The sequence below is a fragment of the Wolbachia endosymbiont of Drosophila tristis genome (assembly GCF_028981745.1).
In the GTDB taxonomy this organism is placed as follows: domain Bacteria; phylum Pseudomonadota; class Alphaproteobacteria; order Rickettsiales; family Anaplasmataceae; genus Wolbachia; species Wolbachia pipientis.
Map to the genome: position 1 here is coordinate 26,329 of NZ_JAPQLN010000113.1, position 17,414 is coordinate 43,742.

18 protein-coding genes and 2 pseudogenes are annotated in these 17,414 nt (G+C 34.8%); 10 read left to right on the plus strand and 10 right to left on the minus strand.

Translation table 11 applies throughout. The features are described 5' to 3' along the window. Positions 1 to 147: 147 nt before the first annotated feature. Positions 148 to 2,169: an ATP-dependent DNA helicase RecG gene (gene recG, locus OZD64_RS06130; RefSeq protein ID WP_038199133.1), complete on the minus strand. Its 2,022-nt coding sequence runs from the start codon at positions 2,167 to 2,169 to the stop codon at positions 148 to 150. 296 nt (positions 2,170 to 2,465) lie between these two features. Between recG and OZD64_RS06135 the strand changes: the two genes are divergently transcribed. Then, the gene (locus tag OZD64_RS06135) at positions 2,466 to 3,293 is read left to right on the plus strand and encodes a hypothetical protein (protein WP_038199131.1); all 828 of its coding nucleotides are present in this window, start codon (positions 2,466 to 2,468) and stop codon (positions 3,291 to 3,293) included. A 3-nt stretch (positions 3,294 to 3,296) separates the two neighbouring features. Here OZD64_RS06135 and miaA read toward each other — a convergent pair whose 3' ends face one another. After that, positions 3,297 to 4,190 (minus strand): tRNA (adenosine(37)-N6)-dimethylallyltransferase MiaA, encoded by an 894-nt coding sequence (gene miaA, locus OZD64_RS06140; RefSeq protein WP_038199130.1) that lies wholly within the window; start codon positions 4,188 to 4,190, stop codon positions 3,297 to 3,299. 75 nt (positions 4,191 to 4,265) lie between these two features. Between miaA and OZD64_RS06145 the strand changes: the two genes are divergently transcribed. From OZD64_RS06145 to OZD64_RS06165, 5 genes are all read left to right on the plus strand, one after another. Continuing rightward, on the plus strand, positions 4,266 to 4,736 hold the full coding sequence (locus tag OZD64_RS06145; protein ID WP_274999530.1) for a hypothetical protein: 471 nt from the start codon (positions 4,266 to 4,268) through the stop codon (positions 4,734 to 4,736). Between the two features lie 118 nt (positions 4,737 to 4,854). Further along, positions 4,855 to 5,442, plus strand: coding sequence for an L-threonylcarbamoyladenylate synthase (locus tag OZD64_RS06150; protein ID WP_006280292.1), 588 nt, complete (start codon positions 4,855 to 4,857; stop codon positions 5,440 to 5,442). 17 nt (positions 5,443 to 5,459) lie between these two features. Next, positions 5,460 to 6,281 (plus strand): AAA family ATPase, encoded by an 822-nt coding sequence (locus OZD64_RS06155; protein WP_038199127.1) that lies wholly within the window; start codon positions 5,460 to 5,462, stop codon positions 6,279 to 6,281. A 73-nt stretch (positions 6,282 to 6,354) separates the two neighbouring features. Then, on the plus strand, positions 6,355 to 7,149 hold the full coding sequence (locus OZD64_RS06160) for a hypothetical protein (RefSeq protein ID WP_022626354.1): 795 nt from the start codon (positions 6,355 to 6,357) through the stop codon (positions 7,147 to 7,149). Between the two features lie 68 nt (positions 7,150 to 7,217). Beyond that, positions 7,218 to 7,880, plus strand: coding sequence for a hypothetical protein (locus OZD64_RS06165; RefSeq protein WP_010082435.1), 663 nt, complete (start codon positions 7,218 to 7,220; stop codon positions 7,878 to 7,880). Here OZD64_RS06165 and OZD64_RS06170 read toward each other — a convergent pair. The 7 genes from OZD64_RS06170 to OZD64_RS06200 all read right to left on the minus strand — a co-directional run bounded on the left by OZD64_RS06170 (position 7,877) and on the right by OZD64_RS06200 (position 13,057). Next, positions 7,877 to 9,373, minus strand: coding sequence for a proton-conducting transporter transmembrane domain-containing protein (locus tag OZD64_RS06170; protein ID WP_274999542.1), 1,497 nt, complete (start codon positions 9,371 to 9,373; stop codon positions 7,877 to 7,879). The two genes, OZD64_RS06165 and OZD64_RS06170, sit on opposite strands and share 4 nt — an antisense overlap. Positions 9,374 to 9,487: 114 nt before the next feature. Further along, entirely contained in the window at positions 9,488 to 9,673 is a 186-nt protein-coding gene (locus tag OZD64_RS06175; protein WP_187470113.1) for a hypothetical protein, read from the minus strand. 80 nt (positions 9,674 to 9,753) lie between these two features. Continuing rightward, a complete protein-coding gene (locus OZD64_RS06180; protein ID WP_010082456.1) occupies positions 9,754 to 10,125 on the minus strand; it encodes a holo-[acyl-carrier-protein] synthase in 372 nt (123 codons plus the stop codon). Then, positions 10,122 to 11,390: a proline--tRNA ligase gene (gene proS / locus OZD64_RS06185; protein WP_274999531.1), complete on the minus strand. Its 1,269-nt coding sequence runs from the start codon at positions 11,388 to 11,390 to the stop codon at positions 10,122 to 10,124. Before proS ends, OZD64_RS06180 begins: the two co-directional genes overlap by 4 nt. A gap of 102 nt (positions 11,391 to 11,492) precedes the next feature. Beyond that, positions 11,493 to 11,840 carry a hypothetical protein gene (locus OZD64_RS06190; RefSeq protein WP_010962849.1) on the minus strand — a complete coding sequence of 116 codons (348 nt, stop codon included), beginning with the start codon at positions 11,838 to 11,840 and terminating at the stop codon, positions 11,493 to 11,495. Beyond that, the gene (locus tag OZD64_RS06195) at positions 11,837 to 12,481 is read right to left on the minus strand and encodes a hypothetical protein (RefSeq protein WP_010962848.1); all 645 of its coding nucleotides are present in this window, start codon (positions 12,479 to 12,481) and stop codon (positions 11,837 to 11,839) included. Before OZD64_RS06195 ends, OZD64_RS06190 begins: the two co-directional genes overlap by 4 nt. A 411-nt stretch (positions 12,482 to 12,892) precedes the next feature. Beyond that, complete coding sequence (locus tag OZD64_RS06200; protein WP_162829040.1) at positions 12,893 to 13,057, minus strand: hypothetical protein; 165 nt, start codon at positions 13,055 to 13,057, stop codon at positions 12,893 to 12,895. 181 nt (positions 13,058 to 13,238) lie between these two features. On the opposite strand from OZD64_RS06200, the pseudogene OZD64_RS06775 reads away from it, so the two are divergent. From OZD64_RS06775 to OZD64_RS06215, 4 genes and pseudogenes are all read left to right on the plus strand, one after another. Further along, a pseudogene (locus OZD64_RS06775) lies at positions 13,239 to 13,936 on the plus strand (transposase); the annotation flags it as partial. Between the two features lie 51 nt (positions 13,937 to 13,987). Beyond that, positions 13,988 to 14,494: pseudogene (locus tag OZD64_RS06780) on the plus strand (transposase); the annotation flags it as partial. 440 nt (positions 14,495 to 14,934) lie between these two features. After that, positions 14,935 to 15,462, plus strand: coding sequence for a c-type cytochrome (locus OZD64_RS06210; RefSeq protein ID WP_010082469.1), 528 nt, complete (start codon positions 14,935 to 14,937; stop codon positions 15,460 to 15,462). 1 nt (position 15,463) lies between these two features. Continuing rightward, a complete protein-coding gene (locus OZD64_RS06215; protein WP_010082470.1) occupies positions 15,464 to 16,225 on the plus strand; it encodes an alpha/beta hydrolase in 762 nt (253 codons plus the stop codon). A 175-nt stretch (positions 16,226 to 16,400) separates the two neighbouring features. Here the strand turns inward: OZD64_RS06215 and trpS are convergent, their stop codons facing one another. Beyond that, on the minus strand, positions 16,401 to 17,399 hold the full coding sequence (gene trpS / locus OZD64_RS06220) for a tryptophan--tRNA ligase (protein WP_070356910.1): 999 nt from the start codon (positions 17,397 to 17,399) through the stop codon (positions 16,401 to 16,403). Positions 17,400 to 17,414 lie beyond the last annotated feature (15 nt).

Consider the following 17,414-nt stretch of genomic DNA (forward strand, 5'->3'; position numbering starts at 1 on the left):
GAACATAAGACGCCGATACATTAAGTAATCCTTACCTTTTAATCTGCAGATTGGCGAAAGCAAATACAATAGCTTCACTATCATGATAAGTGGGCTGGCGAAGGGTGTCAAGTAAGTTTTTTCGTTTCTGTGGGCTACCTGGTTTTCCTACTGAAATTTTGAAAAATGTAATCTACTCCTATATTCAAATATATCAAGCAGTAATTCAAAATCAGCCATTGCGCCTTTTGCGTTATTATACGCGAGATTGAGCAGCTCTTTGTCCTGATATAAATCAGCAAATTTAAATTCCATACATCCTGATTGTTTTGTGCCTAAAATATCTCCACTGCCTCTTAGCATCATATCCCTTTCAGCAATGTAAAATCCATCTTGTGACTCACACATGATCTTTAACTTTGAAGATGAGCTTTTACTTAAATTATCGTATAATAATACACAAAAAGATGGCTTGTTTCCTCGCCCTACTCTGCCTCTTAACTGATGCAATTGTGATAACCCAAATTGCTCTGCATTTTCTATAATCATGATGGTTGCATCTGGCACATCTATACCAACTTCTATCACAGTGGTTGCAACAAGCAGAGAAAATTCATTCCTTTTGAAGGAAAACATAACTTGATCTTTCTGCTCCTGAGTCAATTTTCCGTGTATTATCCCGACTTTATCAAGAAATGTTTTTTGTAATTCCTGAAAACGCATCTCTGCTGCAGCAATATTGGTCTCTTCGTTTTCTTCTATATATGGACAAATCCAATATGCTTTTTCGCCCCTGTTTATAGCACCTTTTAGCTTTTCAATAACATCTGGCACCCTACTAATGTTCATAGTTACAGTTTTTATTGGCAATCTGGATTTTGGTTTTTCTTTCAAAATTGAACATTCAACATCACCATACATAGCTTGCTGCAAGGTTCTTGGAATGGGAGTTGCAGTAACGAAAAGTATATCGGCATTTTCTCCTTTTCCTACCAAGCGATTTCTCTGCATCACTCCAAATCGCTGTTGTTCGTCTATGACTGCAAGCCCTAAATTTTTAAATGTAACGTTAGCTTGAAATAGTGCATGAGTGCCAATCACTATATTTAAAACACCACTTGCAAGTTCGTTCATGATAATCTTTCTTTCCTTGCGCGAAGTTTTACCAGTAAGCAGCGCAACTTTTATATCGGTACAGGATAAAACTTCCTCAATCCAATTATAATGTTGCTCCGCCAAGATAGTAGTCGGTGCCATTAGAGCTGCCTGCATGTTGTTTTCTACCACATTTATCATTGCAAAAAGTGCAACTACGGTTTTGCCACTACCAACATCACCTTGCAGCAAGCTTATCATGCGATACTTGGATTTTTGTCTCTCTGAGATCTCATCTATTGCACGAGTTTGATCATTTGTTAATTGAAACGACAATTCATTTAAAACTTGCTCTTTGTATTTACTCAATATTATAAATTCTCTTCCCCTTTCTTTCACATGATTTTTTCTTGCAAGTTTCAGCGCTAGCTGATACGCAAACAATTCATCATAAGCAAGCCTTTTTCTACAAACCTCAGCTTCCACCAATGAGCTTGGTCTGTGCAACTTTATGATGCTTTCCCTCCAACTTAACCATTTTTTTTGCTTGATTAATGTATCATCTATCCACTCTGGTAAATCAGGCAATTCCTTTAGATTAGAGCTTATTATGTTCCCAATGCGCTTATTGGTAATGCCACGGCATAATTGGTAAACTGGCTCTATGCAAGCTATTTCTTTAAATTGGTTGATGTCAAGCGACACGTAATCTGGATGAGTAATTTGCCAATGTTCAGCAAATTTTTCGAGTTTGCCACTGATGATCACATTCGCTCCAATTGGAAATAGTTTATATAAATACTTAACTGAGTAATTAAAAAAGACTATGAATATATACTGACTCTCACTTTCAACGACTATTTTATATGGTCTACCTCTAAAAGTGGGCGACTGATGCTCATAAACTTTTGCAATGAAAGTTGTAAATTCTCCAACTCGAGCATCAGATAGTAACTTGCTTCTATCCACATAACTAAGTGGCTTATAAAACAGCAGATCCACCACCTTGTCCCCACCACAAAGTTTAGGCAATATTGCGGAATGGAACTTAGGTATATTCTCCAGCCTGCTATTTAGAAAAATCTGATTGCTCATTGAGATTCATACATGTGTAAAACTGTTATAGAGCCTTTTTAAAATCTTGTCACCTTATGGTCAGGTATGCACTATAGCTAGCACAGCTCTCTAACGTTATACCGCGATTCATTCGCGGTATCTCAGCCGCTAACACGTAACGGAATGACGAATTTGTTGTTTTTAAAATCGTCGGTAAGCCTAAGTTACCCCTAACTATATTTGCTATCATAGGGCTTATAGTAGGTATTTTATTAACTTATTAATCATTTTTATGTATTATTATACCATTAGCAGTCTATATCAAGGTATTAATGATGAACGGCTCTACACCAAAAGAAAAGGAAAATCCAATAGTTACACTAAGAGCTCAAGCAGAAAAGTTTGGTTTTAGCAGGTTGAGGGCTGGTAAAGATAATGCTGAAGCGAATTCTGGTGCAACTATGTACGTAGATCTTCCAAGAATGAAACTTGTTATTCAGAACAAAGTTATAACAAAAGAGCTTGTTGATGAATTATATAATAAACATACCAACCTCATTTCAAATGACAAAAATAAGTACCGCCAATTTGTAAAACAAGTTTTTACAGAGCTATTTGAATATGCTGAAGCAGAAGTTCCAAATGATTCTATTCTAGAAGAACTAATCACTAATTGTAACCAGGCTGCTTATGTGGGTGCATTGTATGGTAAAGGAGGACCTATCCTTCATTTAGCTGAAACATATGGGTTATTGTTTCAGTCTAATCATGTAACACATATTAATTGTAGTGATCCAAGTCATGCGGCAATCAGAATTGAAGAAAAAATTGCAGTTCGCACTTTTGCAGAACTGGAAGAAGAATTATGTAAATTGGATAGCTCGCTAGAATTCACACTTAAGTCTCAAGGTGATAAAAATGTAACATATGAAGATGGTAAATTGTCACTTACTGTTCCTAAGAGACTGAAGGACTATAATATAGGTGATAAAAACTTGTTTGACGTTATAAAAGAGTGTTTTCAGAAATTTTGCGAGAGGCTTGGATTTTTTAAAATAAAAATAGAGCATGGCTTGGATAAGCCACCAAAAGTGAACAGCCATCTGGAAAATATGGAACCGCCCATTCATAGCAATGAGTATGGAAATACACCTGGAAACTAACAATTAAAATATTTCAAGCGCTGTTAGCTCATTTGCACAATCAATGACTTCAGAACTTGGGAACTGGTTTTTAAACCAAGTGTACTGGCGTTTTGCGTAGTGTCTTGTGTTTGTTTGAGCAATCTGTATCGCTTCGTCTAAAGTAATCTCACCTTTCAAATACTTTACAATTTCTGGCACTCCATGTGCTTTCATAGCTGGCAAATTTGGAGCTAAGTTCAGACTAAGTAGCTTTTTTACTTCATCAATTGCTCCATTTTCGATCATTTTGATAAAACGAGAATTTATTTTTTGGTATACATCCTCACGTTTAGGCAAAATTGTATATATCTTAAAATTATCGAATAAAGGAGGCTGTCTATTTTCTTGCCATACAAAGATTGTCTTACCAGTTTCAGTGATAACTTCAAGTGCTCTTGAAAGACGGTGCGAGTCATTAATACAGATTTTATCTTGAACTTTTGAGTCTTTGCTTAATACTAATTTATAGAACTCCTCTTTACTTAAATTTTTCCTGAGCTCACTTACGTTTTTTCTCACTTCCTGACTTATTTGTGGCATTGATGATAAGCCTTTGATGAAACTGCTGATGTAAAGCCCGCTTCCTCCAGTGATGATAGGTATTTGAGCATTTTCTAATGCGTGATTAACTTCTTTTTCTAAATCCTCTAACCATAGACCCACGGAATAATTTTCTTTTGCTGAAACATAACCATATAATTTATAAAATTCTTCTTGCTTTAGTGGTTGAGCAGTAATTATGGGAATTTCTTTGTATACCTGCTTTGAATCACAATTTATTATACTAATATTTCCATATTTTTCTCTCAGGTTATCGCATAATTCTGATTTACCTGAGGCCGTAATTCCTGTAATAATTACTATATTATTTTTCATTTATATTAATTTAATTAACATATGATAAAGTGTAGTAAAAGTTTGGATTCTACAATCTAAAGTTTGGAGATTTTTATGGCAGAAAACAACGACAATAATTCATTTGCTAAGCATTTCACAAACAGGACTCCTGGCGGTACAGGGGAAGGTTTTTCCAGTAAGTATTCGTCTCAAAACACCAAAGAACGGGCATTAGGGGAAAAAGGAAAAATTTCTGAATTAGCAGGCAAAAAAACCGAATCCAAGGAAGCTTTTTCTGAAAGTGGCGGCATAAAAAGTAAAAGCAGAACTGTCAATGAAAGATCTTTTGCTGATGCAACAAAAAGAAGTAGGTCAGATCTTATATACTTAGTCCGTGGTAAAGATCGTGGAAAATCAGCGTGGCATTATGTATTAGTTGATAAAGAGAAAAGAGAAATGTTTCTAGCAAAAAGCAGAACTGGCTCTATAGATGTTGCAGACTATGGAGAGATTTTGTATTCAGGATGGGGAGAGGATCCACCACAGGCAATAATTGATAAAGTCAATGAAGAGTTTGGGTTGTAGCAAATCTGCATAACAAATGGTAAGCTGCGTTGCATTACGTTTACAAAAACTAGCAGTTACTATATAAGATACAGTGCAACAAAACTGATCTAGTTGTTATGAATAAGTTTTTAGCTATATGGTATCTAAAATAATAAATGCAATACAGAACAATTTATTAGTGTGTTTTCCAACAGAAACAGTGTATGCTCTTGCTTGTAATGCACTAGATAATGAATCTATAGGAAAAATATATCAGATAAAGAAACGCTCTCAAAATAAACCACTGTCTATATTTGTTAGTGATATTTACAATTTGACAAAAATAGCAAAGGTAAAGGAAAGATATATTGATTTAATAAACCACTTTTCTCCTGGACCAATTACCTATATTTTACCACTTAAAAACAACAACATATTGCCAAACGAATTCTTTAAAGATAGTATAGGTATCAGAATTCCTGAGCATCCTATTGCAATTTCAATACTAAACAAACTGAAAGTTCCAATAGTTGCAACTAGTACAAATATTTCAGGAAAAGAAAGTGTATGTAAGGCAAACGATATACCACAATCCATTAAGCAACATTTATCTGTAGTGATTGAAGATGACGAACTAGTTTCTGGTATAGAATCTACTATTATTGACTTAACCGAAGATAAGATTAAGGTTTTAAGGGAAGGTGCAATTTCATTACAAACAGTAAACAACGCATTTTCAAACTAAAATCTATAGGAGAAAGAATGAAAAAAGTAATAGGCCACAACCAAGCCAAAAAAAAAATAATGAACAACTTATCTGTTCAGTCTTGGCTGATCTGTGGTAAAAAAGGTATAGGAAAAGCAACACTTGCAAAATCCTTCTCCAATTGGTTACTCATAAAAAACTATAATGAAGTAGCATTGGACTTACACATTGTTGAAGGTGATACTATCGGAATAGAAAAAGTCAGAGAAATGAAAAACTTTCTACACTTAAGTCCCATTCAATCAGAACACAAAATAGCTATAATAGATAGCTTAGAGGCAATGACTAATAACGCTAAAAACGCAATATTGAAAATATTAGAAGAGCCGCCAAAAAATTCTAAGATATTTATAATTAGCCATAAGCCATATGATATACAAACCACTATCCGGTGTAGGTGCTTTCAGCTAAATTTACTCCCATTAACTTATGATGAAACAAAGCAAGTTGCTTCATCTCAATGTAAATTTGATAATCAAACGTTTGACGAAATGATTACTTTATTTCCTGGAATGCCAGGAATGATAATAAATACAATAAGTAGTGATGCTTATGAAGCATACAAATGCTTTTATAAATTTCTTCATGATTTAAAGAATCCCAATATGATTAATAAAGTAATTAATAGCGAAATCGAACTAGAACTAGCATCATATATAATTCAGGCCTTCATTTTAGAAAGCATAAAGAGAGAGGTAAATGGTGTTGAAATTCTGCTAAGTCAGTGGAAAAAAATAGATGAACTTTTCGTTGCCGCAAAGCAACTCCACTTAGATAAAAAGCATGTTTTAGCTAATGTAGTTAATATCATGACATAAGTTTACAAAGTATAATACTTTTAACATAAATTCATGATAAAATTCTGTTAATTTAATACTCGAAGTATATAATTTGACTGATAATAAATTAACTGTATGGCAATCAATAGAAGTTTTGACGAAAGCCATATTGAACATGCAGAAAAAATTAAGCTTAATTAAGAATATAGCTTCAGATCAAGACATAACCCTAGAAAAAGGAAAGGAGTTGTTAAGTGGCATTTATGAAGCAAATTTTAAGCTAAACAAGACAATCAATATAGCTACTTTGCCAAAAATTGGCTATCATATGCTAAATGGTGAGCTTGTTGTACGTAATCATATTACGGAAGAGGAAGTAAAGATTCCTGGAGATTTTCATTACCTTAAAGTCGTAAAATCCGATCATGATAATTATAAATTAACGTTTTGTAATTTTTTAGGTAATGAGTTTTTTGAATATAAAAAGTATGATCCACAATATTCTGGTATTTCAGATGAATATAAATTTGTGGATTTTGGTAGTGTAAAAAAGACTCATAATCTAAAATTTAAGGAATACATTGGTCATGCACCTAAATTTTTTGCTGCAGAAGGGCCTATTGAGCCTGGATCCCAAAACCATGTAATTGATCTATTTGAGCTAGTCAAAAGTGGTAAAGGTAGAAAAGTGGGAACCTTTGCTGATGAATTTGGTTATTTTGATGATCAAAATAAATTACATTATTATAATTATCACAAAAGTGTAGAAAGTAATACTTATGATCCTGAAAATTTCAGTGTAAAAATGATAAATATAGATGTGAGCAAAATCGATAAATTCTACCTCATTGCAGAACAAGGTGATATAATCATTCATCCTATTTGGGAAAATTTAGACATATTTTAAAGTTTTTTTTAGAGTATCTAAGCTTATTGTTATTATAATGATCCGATTAGGTCTGGTAGTATTGTGTTATGGAAGATAAATTGCTTGAATCAGTAAAAAACAAAAGTTATTTCAGTAAAGCAGTCGAATGGTACTGCCATAGGTATCTGTTTTGTGTAGCAGAAAGATCTTGGATGGCATTAATAGTATCGCTTCTCCTAGTATGCTTATGTTTATTAACATTAAACATATACCTGTTATTTCCTATTAAAAAAGATTTAAATTTTGTGAAGTATATGAACCACACAGAAGATGAGTTCTCTGCAATGCATAAGCTTAGTTTCAGTAAAAAGGAAGATGAATACACTTCCACAGCGAGGTACTTAATAAGTAAATACATTGAAATATACGAGTCCATTAAGATCGTTGAACCGAAGTACCAAGAAAATTTTATAAGAAACAATTCTATACATAAAATCTATCAAGGCTTTCAGGAAAAAACGAATAATGAAGCTGGTAATTTGTCTTTATCTAAAAGAAAAATCGCCAACATAAATGTAATAACATTATCTATTGATCGATCGACCAAGGACTTAGTTACATTTGCTGGAAATGCTACTGTAGTTTTTACAACCGAGCAAAATAAGGAGGATACTGTGGAGATTAGCTTCACTTTGTCGAATATAAAAGCAACTCTGGCTGGTATAATACCATTTAAATTTATTGTTAATGGTTATAAATACAGATTTTAAAATATTACTTGGTAGCTAAAAAAAATAACCAAAGTGCACATAGCAGTAATAACTGGAGGTAAAACTAGAAGAATTGGTGTTTTTTTAATAAAGTAATTCTGAGAAGGTTTTAAGAAAAAGGCGTTGTAAATTATCGGTAAAAAGTACAGAGCGTTGAGTATAGTACTAACAATTAACACTAGAGTGACAAACACAGAAAGTATTACATTGCCAGAGTTGAAAACAGCTTGAAAAATGAGAAATTTACCCCAAAAAGTCGGAGCAGGCGGCACCCCTATCATAGACAATGCACCTATAGCAAATGCTGTCATGCTAATTAGCATACTGCGTCCTATACCGTAAATCTTATCTATATATTTCTCACCTGCTCTCGTTATTATTGCTCCGGCAACGAAAAACAAAGTGATTTTTGCAAATGCGTGGCAAACTAATTGAAAAATTGCAACCCTCATGCTGAGATCACTAAAAATTGAAGCGAATAATATAATATACGACAATTGAGAGATGGTAGAGTAAGCAAGCAATTTCTTTAATTCTTTTTGCTTTAGTGCAATCAATGATGCAGTAATAATAGTAAATCCAGCAGCGTACGGAAGCCACCCTCCAGCAAACCAATTTTGCTGCACAAAACGTTGCATATTATCGACGCCGAAAGTGTATAATATAACTTTGATGATGATGAAAACTCCGGATTTCACAACAGCAACAGCGTGCAGTAGTGCACTCACAGGAGTTGGTGCAACCATTGCTTTTGGTAACCAAAAATGCATTGGCATTAATGCAGCTTTTCCTATTCCGTAAATCAGCATAGCAAAACACACTGCAATGAAAGTGATGAGTGAAGTATCAAATTTGAATATTCCACCGCTTACAAAGTCTAAAGTAAGAAATTCATGATATAAAAGGCCTATTGCAGGAAAAAATAATACCAAAGAAGAGAAAAATAGCACGCCAAAGTAATAGCGTCCTGCAATCATTGATTCATTTGTTGAGTTGTAAGTAACCAGAGGGTATGTACTAATAGTTAGAAGCTCATAAAAGACAAATGTAGTGAGCAAGTCTCCAGAAAAAGCAATAAACATTGCACAGCCAATCGATATTGAAAAAAAGCATAGAAAACTTGAGTGATTGCTATCAGCATAGTTATTCTGCATATAACATATTGCATATATACTGGTCAGCACCCATAAAAACGATATTAATAAACTGAATATTACTCCGGTAGACTCTAGCTTTAAACTAATGTGCAAATTATTACCAAAATCCATGAGAATAAATTGAGAATGATCACCATATACCCAATATAAAGTGCACAGACACGTATACGTAAACAGAAGTACAGAAGAAGTGACAGTAATACTATTGTTCACTCCGGGCCATTTACCAGTAAAAAAAATAACTAACGCACTTAAAAGTGGAATCAACGCAGTAATTAATAAATAATTCTCAGTAATTGAAAATGGTAAGGAAAGAGACGTTAAAACACAGTCCATTAAATAATTCATCTTTTTGTTTGGGTAAAGCTAGAATTATACTAAAATCATAGAAAAACCGCTATGTTTTTTTTGCAAACTAGTCGTTTGTGTATGCTATAGCTATACTGCGATTCATTCCACAACTGTACGAACATTTGTTTTTGTTAAACACAACAAAGATGTCATCCCAGTGCCCTGACTACTTGGATCCAGGAAAGTTTGCTTGTGAGCAAGCAAACTAGCATAGAAAAACGTTTTCGATGAGATTGCAGAAAACCAGTGTCTGGGCACTGGGATGACAAAGGAGGACAGTGTCAAGCACTGACCATTTGCTGTGCAGTTTACCTTTAAAAATGAATGTTCATACAGTAAGCCATAAGATGACAAAAGAGTAAACTTTATCTGTGTGAGCTATAGACGCAAATTACAACAAATGCAGTAGCGTAATCTCCATCGTCACTTAAAGAAAGATGAATTTTGGAGATAAAATCCTTGCTAACGGTAAGATATGGCTTGCCTCTTACATCATTGTATATTTCTATATCTTTCATTGTAATACCCTGACCACTACCTCGTGCTTTAACAAAAGCTTCTTTTGCTGCAAAGCGTTTAGCAAAATACCTTGCTCGCATTTCTTGACTATTATACTTTCTACTTAGCTCTATTTCCTTTTCAGTGTAGATTCTATTGAGAAATTTTTCCCCGTATTTTTGTAATATTCTCAATATTCTTGGTATATATACTATGTCAGTGCCGATACCGTGTATCATTTTGCGCTAAAGTGATTTATTGCTTCCTCAATCTGCATTTCCTTTACCTCTCCAGTTGCTCTATTTTTTACTTCAACTATATTTTCACTTACTGCTTTCTTTCCGACAATTATTTGCCACGGCAAGCCTATCAGATCCATTCTAGAAAATTTTACTCCTACACTCCCTTCCGTATCATCGTAAAGCACTTCATCGCTCTTCAAAGCTTTGTATATTTTATCTGCAGCCTCCGTTACTTTCGTTTGTAAATTGATTAAACCAATTCTGAAAGGAGCTACCTCCTCCGGCCAGATAATTCCCTTATCATCATGAAAAGCTTCTATTATCGCACCAACAAGTCTTGAAACCCCAATGCCATACGAACCCATATGTATATTGACATTTTTTCCATCTTGAGAAGTAACACTTGCCTTCATAGGCTTTGAATATTTGTCGCCAAAATAAAAAATATGCCCTATTTCAATACCTTTACTAACATTTAACTGCTCTTGTGATATAGGGCAAGTCTCAGGATCATGCATATCATCTGCAACTGCGTATATACTCTTTAAACTTTCAATATCTTCACTCTCTAGTAGTTCAGAAAATTTATTGTCATAATATAAAGTGCTCTCACCAGTGTTTGCCAATATATGAAACTCGTGGCTCAAATTTCCTCCAATTGGCCCCGTATCAGCTCGAACTCCAATTGGAGTAAATCCCATGCGTTTGAAGATTTTTATGTAAGTTTTGTACATCAAATTATATGAATTCAGTGCATCTTCGTAATCTACATCAAAACTGTATGCATCCTTCATCAAAAATTCCCTGCCCCTCATAACACCATAACGTGGTCTTACCTCATCACGGAATTTCCATTGAATTTGGTATAAACAAAGTGGCAAATCTTTGTAACTTTTTACCACATCTCTAATTAAATCAGTTGCTATCTCCTCATGCGTTGGACCAAAAAGCATATCTTCCTCATGCCTATCCTTTATGCGTAGCATTTCCTTACCGTAATCATCGTAACGCCCTGATTCTCGCCAAAGACTTGCTGGTTGCACACAAGGCATTAATGCTTCAATAGCACCGGATTTGTTCATTTCATCTCTGATAATATCTTCAATATTCTTAAGCACTAAGAGACCAAGTGGTAACCACGTATAGATGCCAGATGCTATCTGCTTTATTAAACCTGCACGCAAAGAATATTGATGGGAGATAATTTTAGCATGGGCAGGCTTTTCCTTTAGAGTTGGCAGGTAATATTTGGATAAGCGCATATAATAGATCTGATTGTATTAAGTAATCTTAATACAATCAGACCTGTAGGTAAACTTATTTTGAAAAGGAAGGGAAGTGCATGGCTGACCATTTCATAGTTATCATAGTCCTTGTACAACATTTTCCTTTTGGCATCGCAACGCTTTTCCACCAAACTGTGCTATGCGATCCTCAACAGAAAGAGGAGGTGAATCTTGCACCTCATTATCCACTGAGTCAACATTATTTACTTGTGGTGAATCAACACACGAACTTGGCGGTACCGGTGACTCCTCTTCACTATCTGAGAATTGCATGACTGCTGCTCTCTCCTTAAGTCTCTTTGTCCAATCTGAATCATTATCATCCGACTTCTTTCTCTCTGCTTGCTCCCTATCTATTCTTGCAGCAAACTCTTCTGGTGTTTCTTTTTTGTCAGTGCCCCCACTACTTTCTAATTTTGCTTTCAATTCATTTGTAAAATTTTGTTGCTGCCCACTCTTTTTAACGTAGTACCTCCTCTTATCTGTTCAAACAGAGTAGAATGATTATTATTCTCAGGTTCACCAGCCTTCTTCGGTGCATCATTCTTAGGTTGCTCCGTACGCTTGGAAGCTGTAAAAAAATGCGGAGGCGGAGGTGGTAGTGCAGCATCTTGTGGCAATGGAGGAGGTGGCGGCGGTGGACTTGGATTTGGTTGTGTTCCAAACGTTACTGGAGGTGATTGAGGAGTAGGTACATTTGATTTATTCTCCAGATTAGTACAATTTTTACACACAAATTTTTGTGGTTCTTGAGATGGAGTATGGCCGAATTTCTGTCCATTAAGACCTACTTCTTTCTTATTATCATCTCTAGAAATAGCCAGTTTAACAAGATATGTCACTGAAATAAGTGCAACAACCGTAGAAACAGCAAAAATTGCTAAAGGAACTGCTGCAATAGGACCAGAACCAGAAACTGCTATAATAACATAAGGAAGATATTGACCAGATATGAAACTAAATATAGATAATAATGAAACAGCAATTAAAGGTTTCCATATAGTCTGCTTAGTTTTAGTAAGCTCCTGACTATCTTTTAGCAATGAAGAATTATTGGATATCATCATTTCTTTGCCTCACTTGTTAACGATAATTTAATAATAACCCAATTAATAATTTCTGTCAATAATTAATTATGAAAAACAAAGTTGCAATTTGAATAGATAAGCTATAAGTAATATACGACCAGCAATAGCCATACAATAGACTTCTTGTATAACCCACACTAAGTAGAAAAAAGGTGTCATCCAAGTAGCTGACACTGCTCTCCTTTGTCATTCCAGTGCTTGACACTGGAATGACACCGAAGGGGCTACTGCCGTCTTGGATGGAAACCAGTGTCAGAACTAGTTAACCATGGGGCTTCTTTTGCCTTTTTTCCATTTGGTAAATTTCTTAAATATTTATGGCTAACATGAAGCTAAGTACGAACTTTGTTAAACATAACAAATGGTGCCATTCCAGTGCTCCTTTTTTTGTCATCCCAGTGCTTGACACTGGGATCCAGTTTTCCATATAATCTCATCGAAAATGTTGTAACCACTTTCTGTGCTAGTTTGCTTGCTTACAAGCAAACTTTCCTGGATCCCAGTGTCTGGGCACTGGGATGACATCATAGGGACACTGGGATTACACCCTGACAATCGTCATCCAGCTACTTGTTAGCGGCTAAGAGATACCGCGAATGAATCGCGGTATGACGGTTCGTGGCGGCATGACGATAACCTCGTCTCACTGCCATTAAGTTAAGGAAAAAAGATAGATTTTATGGGATAATGATGTATACCAATAAGTTTAAAGGTAGTATGAGTAAAAAAGGCAGTAATAAAATTTATTCAAAATGAATTGGCAAGTCTAGAATTTATAGAATCCCATAAATCATCTTCAAAAGATTTTATGAGAAAGAGGAAGTTATCTTTTATTGACATATTTATCTTAATTTTAAGAAAAAGTGTAAAGTCGCTGCAAGTAATACTAAACGAATTTATTTTATATAGGAAAAAAGACTATACCGTTACTGCTAGTGCTTTTAGTCAAGCAAGAAAAAAAATGAAACACAGTGCATTTTCAGAAATTAACGAAGGTGTGGTTTCCTTGTACTACCAAGACCAAAAATTTAAAACTTGTTTTGGCTTTAGAGTGTTAGCTCTTGATGCCTCCAAAATCATTTTACCAACAAGCGTTGAAATAAAAAATGAATTTGGCTCAAGAAAAATACGTAACCAAAAACCAAAAGATTTAGGTGATTATGCAAGTGCAACCTTTGCGGTTTGTTAAGATGTGCTAAATAATGTTGCCATAAGGTCAGTGTTAGATAGAGGTAACACTCATGAAATTAACTTAGCAGATGGAATGCTTAAAGTTGTAAATACTAATGACTTACTGATTTGTATATTTATCTTATAAATTTCTTTCTAGCCTTACAAAAAGAAAAATTGCTTATGTCATTCGATGTCCCAGATCATCTTTTAATGAAGTGAATGCTATGTTTGAAGAAAAAAGCCCATCTAGTGTTGAGGTTACCATATGTGCTCAGCGTAAGATAAAACAAGAAAATAGTGGAATAACGCTTCAAAGTGGTACTGCCATCTGGTGAAATTGAAGTGTTAGCTACATCATTAATGGATGAACAAAAGTTTCAAACTGGAGGATTTAAGGAGTTATATTTTTTACGCTGGGGAGTTGAGACATTTTTTGCAAAACTCAAAGGAAGACTAAGTCTAGAAAATTTTACAGGAAAAAGTGTTGAGTCTGTTAAACAGGATTTTTGGTCAGCTATCTTTATTAGCAACCTAGAAAGTGTTATGACAGAAGATGTAGAAGAAGCGTTGAATATGGACTTAACCGATGATAAGCTTAAGAGGAGCATTAACAAATCTGTCTCATTTAACGCGATCAAAAACTTGGCTTTCGACATTTTTGCTACGGAATCAGATACTGACTGCATTATGGATCAATTATCAAAGCTATTTTTGATGAACACTTTGGCGGTAAGAAAGGGAAGGAAAGTTGATCGTCATAAGGTACCTTATCTTCGTTCGTTCAATTACCAAAAAAGGGTTAGAAAACACATATTTTGACTAGAGGTAGTATTCATATCTTCTGATAATAACTGGGTAGCTTATTGCCATAGCTCCTGTAAAATGACTTCTAAACAAACTATTTCTTAAGTAATTTACACTTCAGAGTTTATCTGCTTTAAAGTTTACTCTATTCTGTTTCAGTATTTGTCATAAATCCTTAATTATTTCTGACTTTTTAGTTCAGTTTTTAACCATTCTTTCCTTAACTTAATGGCAGTGAACCTCGTCATCCCGCTACTTGTTAGCGGGATCTCTTGTTAGCGGCTGAGATACCGCGAATGAATCGCGGTATGACGGTTCGCGGCGGTATGGACGTAGGAAAACCTTTCTTGGGTTAGCTATAGAGACTCTCATCTTTAGCGAGCTTCAAGGTAATTGGTTGCTATTTGCGAAAATATTCGCATAATTTAAGTAACATTACTTAATAAAAATTAACTATGGAGCTTAATAAGATTGCAGCATCGATTTTACTTTCTGGGCTAATCATTATGATAGTTAGTAATGTAGTTGATATGCTTTACAGTCCAGAAGAATATAAGATTGAACACCAAACGATAGTAGCTGCTGGCAGCAATGAGTTCCAGCAAAAAATCGAGCAAGTGGCGCTTGATATTGGAGCGCTCATGCAGAATGCTAGCTTTGAGAAAGGTAAATCAGCAGCAAAAAAATGTATAGCCTGCCATAGTTTTGAGAAAGGTGGAATGAATAAAGTAGGACCAAACTTATGGAACATAGTTGGAAATAAAAAGGCCCATCTTGGTAACTCATTCAATTACTCAAAAGCAGTGCTTGAAAGAGGTGGAAAATGGGGGTATGAGGAGCTATTTGCCTTTTTAAAGAACCCAAAAGCCTATATAAAAGGTACACGTATGGCATTTGCAGGTATTTCCAATCCACAAGAAATTGCAGATCTAGTTAGTTATTTGCATCAATTGAGTGATAGCCCGGTTGCTTTGCCAAAGTAGTATGGATTATTGTAAATTGTTTGATGGAAATAATGGTCACATAGCATATCGAAAGCTACAAGGAAAGAAAGCCTCTGTAGTTTTTTTCGGTGGATTTGCATCCAATATGGATGGAACTAAAGCAACTGCTATTTACAAATTTTGCCAAGAAAATGACGTAGCACTTGTGCTATTTGATTATTTTGGTCACGGTCATTCAAGTGGTAATTTTATTGATTACACGATAAGTGATTGGCAAAAAAATTGTGCTAAAGTAATGAGTGAATTAACTAGCGATAAACAAATAATTATAGGTTCAAGTATGGGAGGATGGCTGATGTTGCTCACTGCCCTTCAATTTCCAGAAAAAATTGCAGCACTAATTGGTATATCGTCTGCTCCCGATTTTACTGAAGATTTGATATTCAAGCAATTGTCAGGCAAGCAAAAAGAAGAACTAGATTCTAAAGGTGTAATAGATTTTACTTCAGAGCATTGTACATACAAAATAACTAAAAATTTGATCGCAGATGGCAGAAAGAACCTTCTTTTAAACAAAAAGACAATAGATATAAACTGTCCTGTGCGCTTGCTGCATAGCATTAATGATAAAGATGTTCCTTATCAAACTTCATTGAATTTAGCTGAAAAAATTAAGTCAACCGATGTTGAAGTACACTTAATAAAATCAGCAGAGCACAATATGTCTGACAATCATTCACTGGAAGTTTTATTTAAGACCATTAGAGAATTTTGTAACCAGACTGCATTCTGTGATTTTTAGCAAAACACGATTTTTCATTTGAGCTTTCTTCAACTTAAAATAAATACAGAAAATTGCTGCCTATAGCTAAACTGACTTAGATTTACCGACAATTTGAAAAACCGTCATCCCGCTACGTGTTAGCGGCTGAGATACCGCGGCGGTATGACGGTTCGCACCATCACACTTTGGAACCTTACAGATATTGAGCAAATCCGATAATATCCTTGATTTCTTTTATATTATGGGTTGCAATTTCTGCTGCTTTCTTTGTGCCTTTTTTTAATATTTCATGTAAATGGAATTGGTCTTTTAAAAGATCATTCATTTTCTCACGTATGGGTGATATAACACTGATAATTAAATCAGCTAACTCTTTTTTGAAGTGCTTCATGTCATGTTTGTTCACTTCTTCACATACTTTTTTCACATTTACATTACTAAGCACTGAATAAATGTTTATCAAATTGCTTATTTCTGGTCGGCACTCTAAAGTAGCAAAGCCTAGAATTGAATCTGTTTTTGCTTTTTCTATTTTTTTGACAATTAAGTCATCCGTATCATCAAGGTTAATGCACGAATGTTCTGAAGGATCAGATTTACTCATCTTGCTTGTACCATCTCTTAAGCTCATTATCCTTGATGTGCAATCCAAAGTTAAGATTTCAGGTACGATGAAATGATCCAGCTTATAATGATTGTTAAAAGCTGATGCAATATCACGTGCAAGCTCCAAATGCTGTTTTTGATCATCACCAACAGGAACGTATTTAGTTTGATACAACAATATATCTGCAGCCATAAGTACTGGATAACTATATAATCCAAGAGAGGCTTTTTGTTTATCGCTGCCAGCTTTATCTTTAAATTGAGTCATGCGATTAAGCCAACCAATTGGTGTATAGCACCCAAGCAGCCAGCCCAGTTCTGCATGACCACTAACTGTGGACTGATTAAAAATAATGGACTTTTCTGGATCTATTCCACATGCAATATAAGCTGCTGCTGTTTTGAAAATATTACTTTTTAATTCACTTGCGGGAAGCTTATTTGCTGTGATTGCATGTAGGTCGACAATACAAAAAAGAGATTTGTATTTATCCTGTAAGTCTATCCACTGTTTGATTGCACCAAGATAATTACCTAAATGTAGTACGCCACTTGGCTGGATACCTGAAAAGACAATACTTGTCATTATACATTTACCTCA

Coding starts and splice junctions, on each gene's coding strand:
- trpS (WP_070356910.1), bottom strand. CDS start 17,399: ATGACAAGTATTGTCTTTTCAGGTATCCAGCCAAGTGGCGTACTACAT.
- proS (WP_274999531.1), bottom strand. CDS start 11,390: ATGCGCTTATCCAAATATTACCTGCCAACTCTAAAGGAAAAGCCTGCC.
- OZD64_RS06170 (WP_274999542.1), bottom strand. CDS start 9,373: ATGGACTGTGTTTTAACGTCTCTTTCCTTACCATTTTCAATTACTGAG.
- OZD64_RS06180 (WP_010082456.1), bottom strand. CDS start 10,125: ATGATACACGGTATCGGCACTGACATAGTATATATACCAAGAATATTG.
- recG (WP_038199133.1), bottom strand. CDS start 2,169: ATGAGCAATCAGATTTTTCTAAATAGCAGGCTGGAGAATATACCTAAG.
- OZD64_RS06195 (WP_010962848.1), bottom strand. CDS start 12,481: ATGATGATATCCAATAATTCTTCATTGCTAAAAGATAGTCAGGAGCTT.
- OZD64_RS06165 (WP_010082435.1), top strand. CDS start 7,218: ATGGAAGATAAATTGCTTGAATCAGTAAAAAACAAAAGTTATTTCAGT.
- OZD64_RS06150 (WP_006280292.1), top strand. CDS start 4,855: ATGGTATCTAAAATAATAAATGCAATACAGAACAATTTATTAGTGTGT.
- OZD64_RS06135 (WP_038199131.1), top strand. CDS start 2,466: ATGAACGGCTCTACACCAAAAGAAAAGGAAAATCCAATAGTTACACTA.
- miaA (WP_038199130.1), bottom strand. CDS start 4,190: ATGAAAAATAATATAGTAATTATTACAGGAATTACGGCCTCAGGTAAA.
- OZD64_RS06215 (WP_010082470.1), top strand. CDS start 15,464: ATGGATTATTGTAAATTGTTTGATGGAAATAATGGTCACATAGCATAT.
- OZD64_RS06155 (WP_038199127.1), top strand. CDS start 5,460: ATGAAAAAAGTAATAGGCCACAACCAAGCCAAAAAAAAAATAATGAAC.
- OZD64_RS06210 (WP_010082469.1), top strand. CDS start 14,935: ATGGAGCTTAATAAGATTGCAGCATCGATTTTACTTTCTGGGCTAATC.
- OZD64_RS06145 (WP_274999530.1), top strand. CDS start 4,266: ATGGCAGAAAACAACGACAATAATTCATTTGCTAAGCATTTCACAAAC.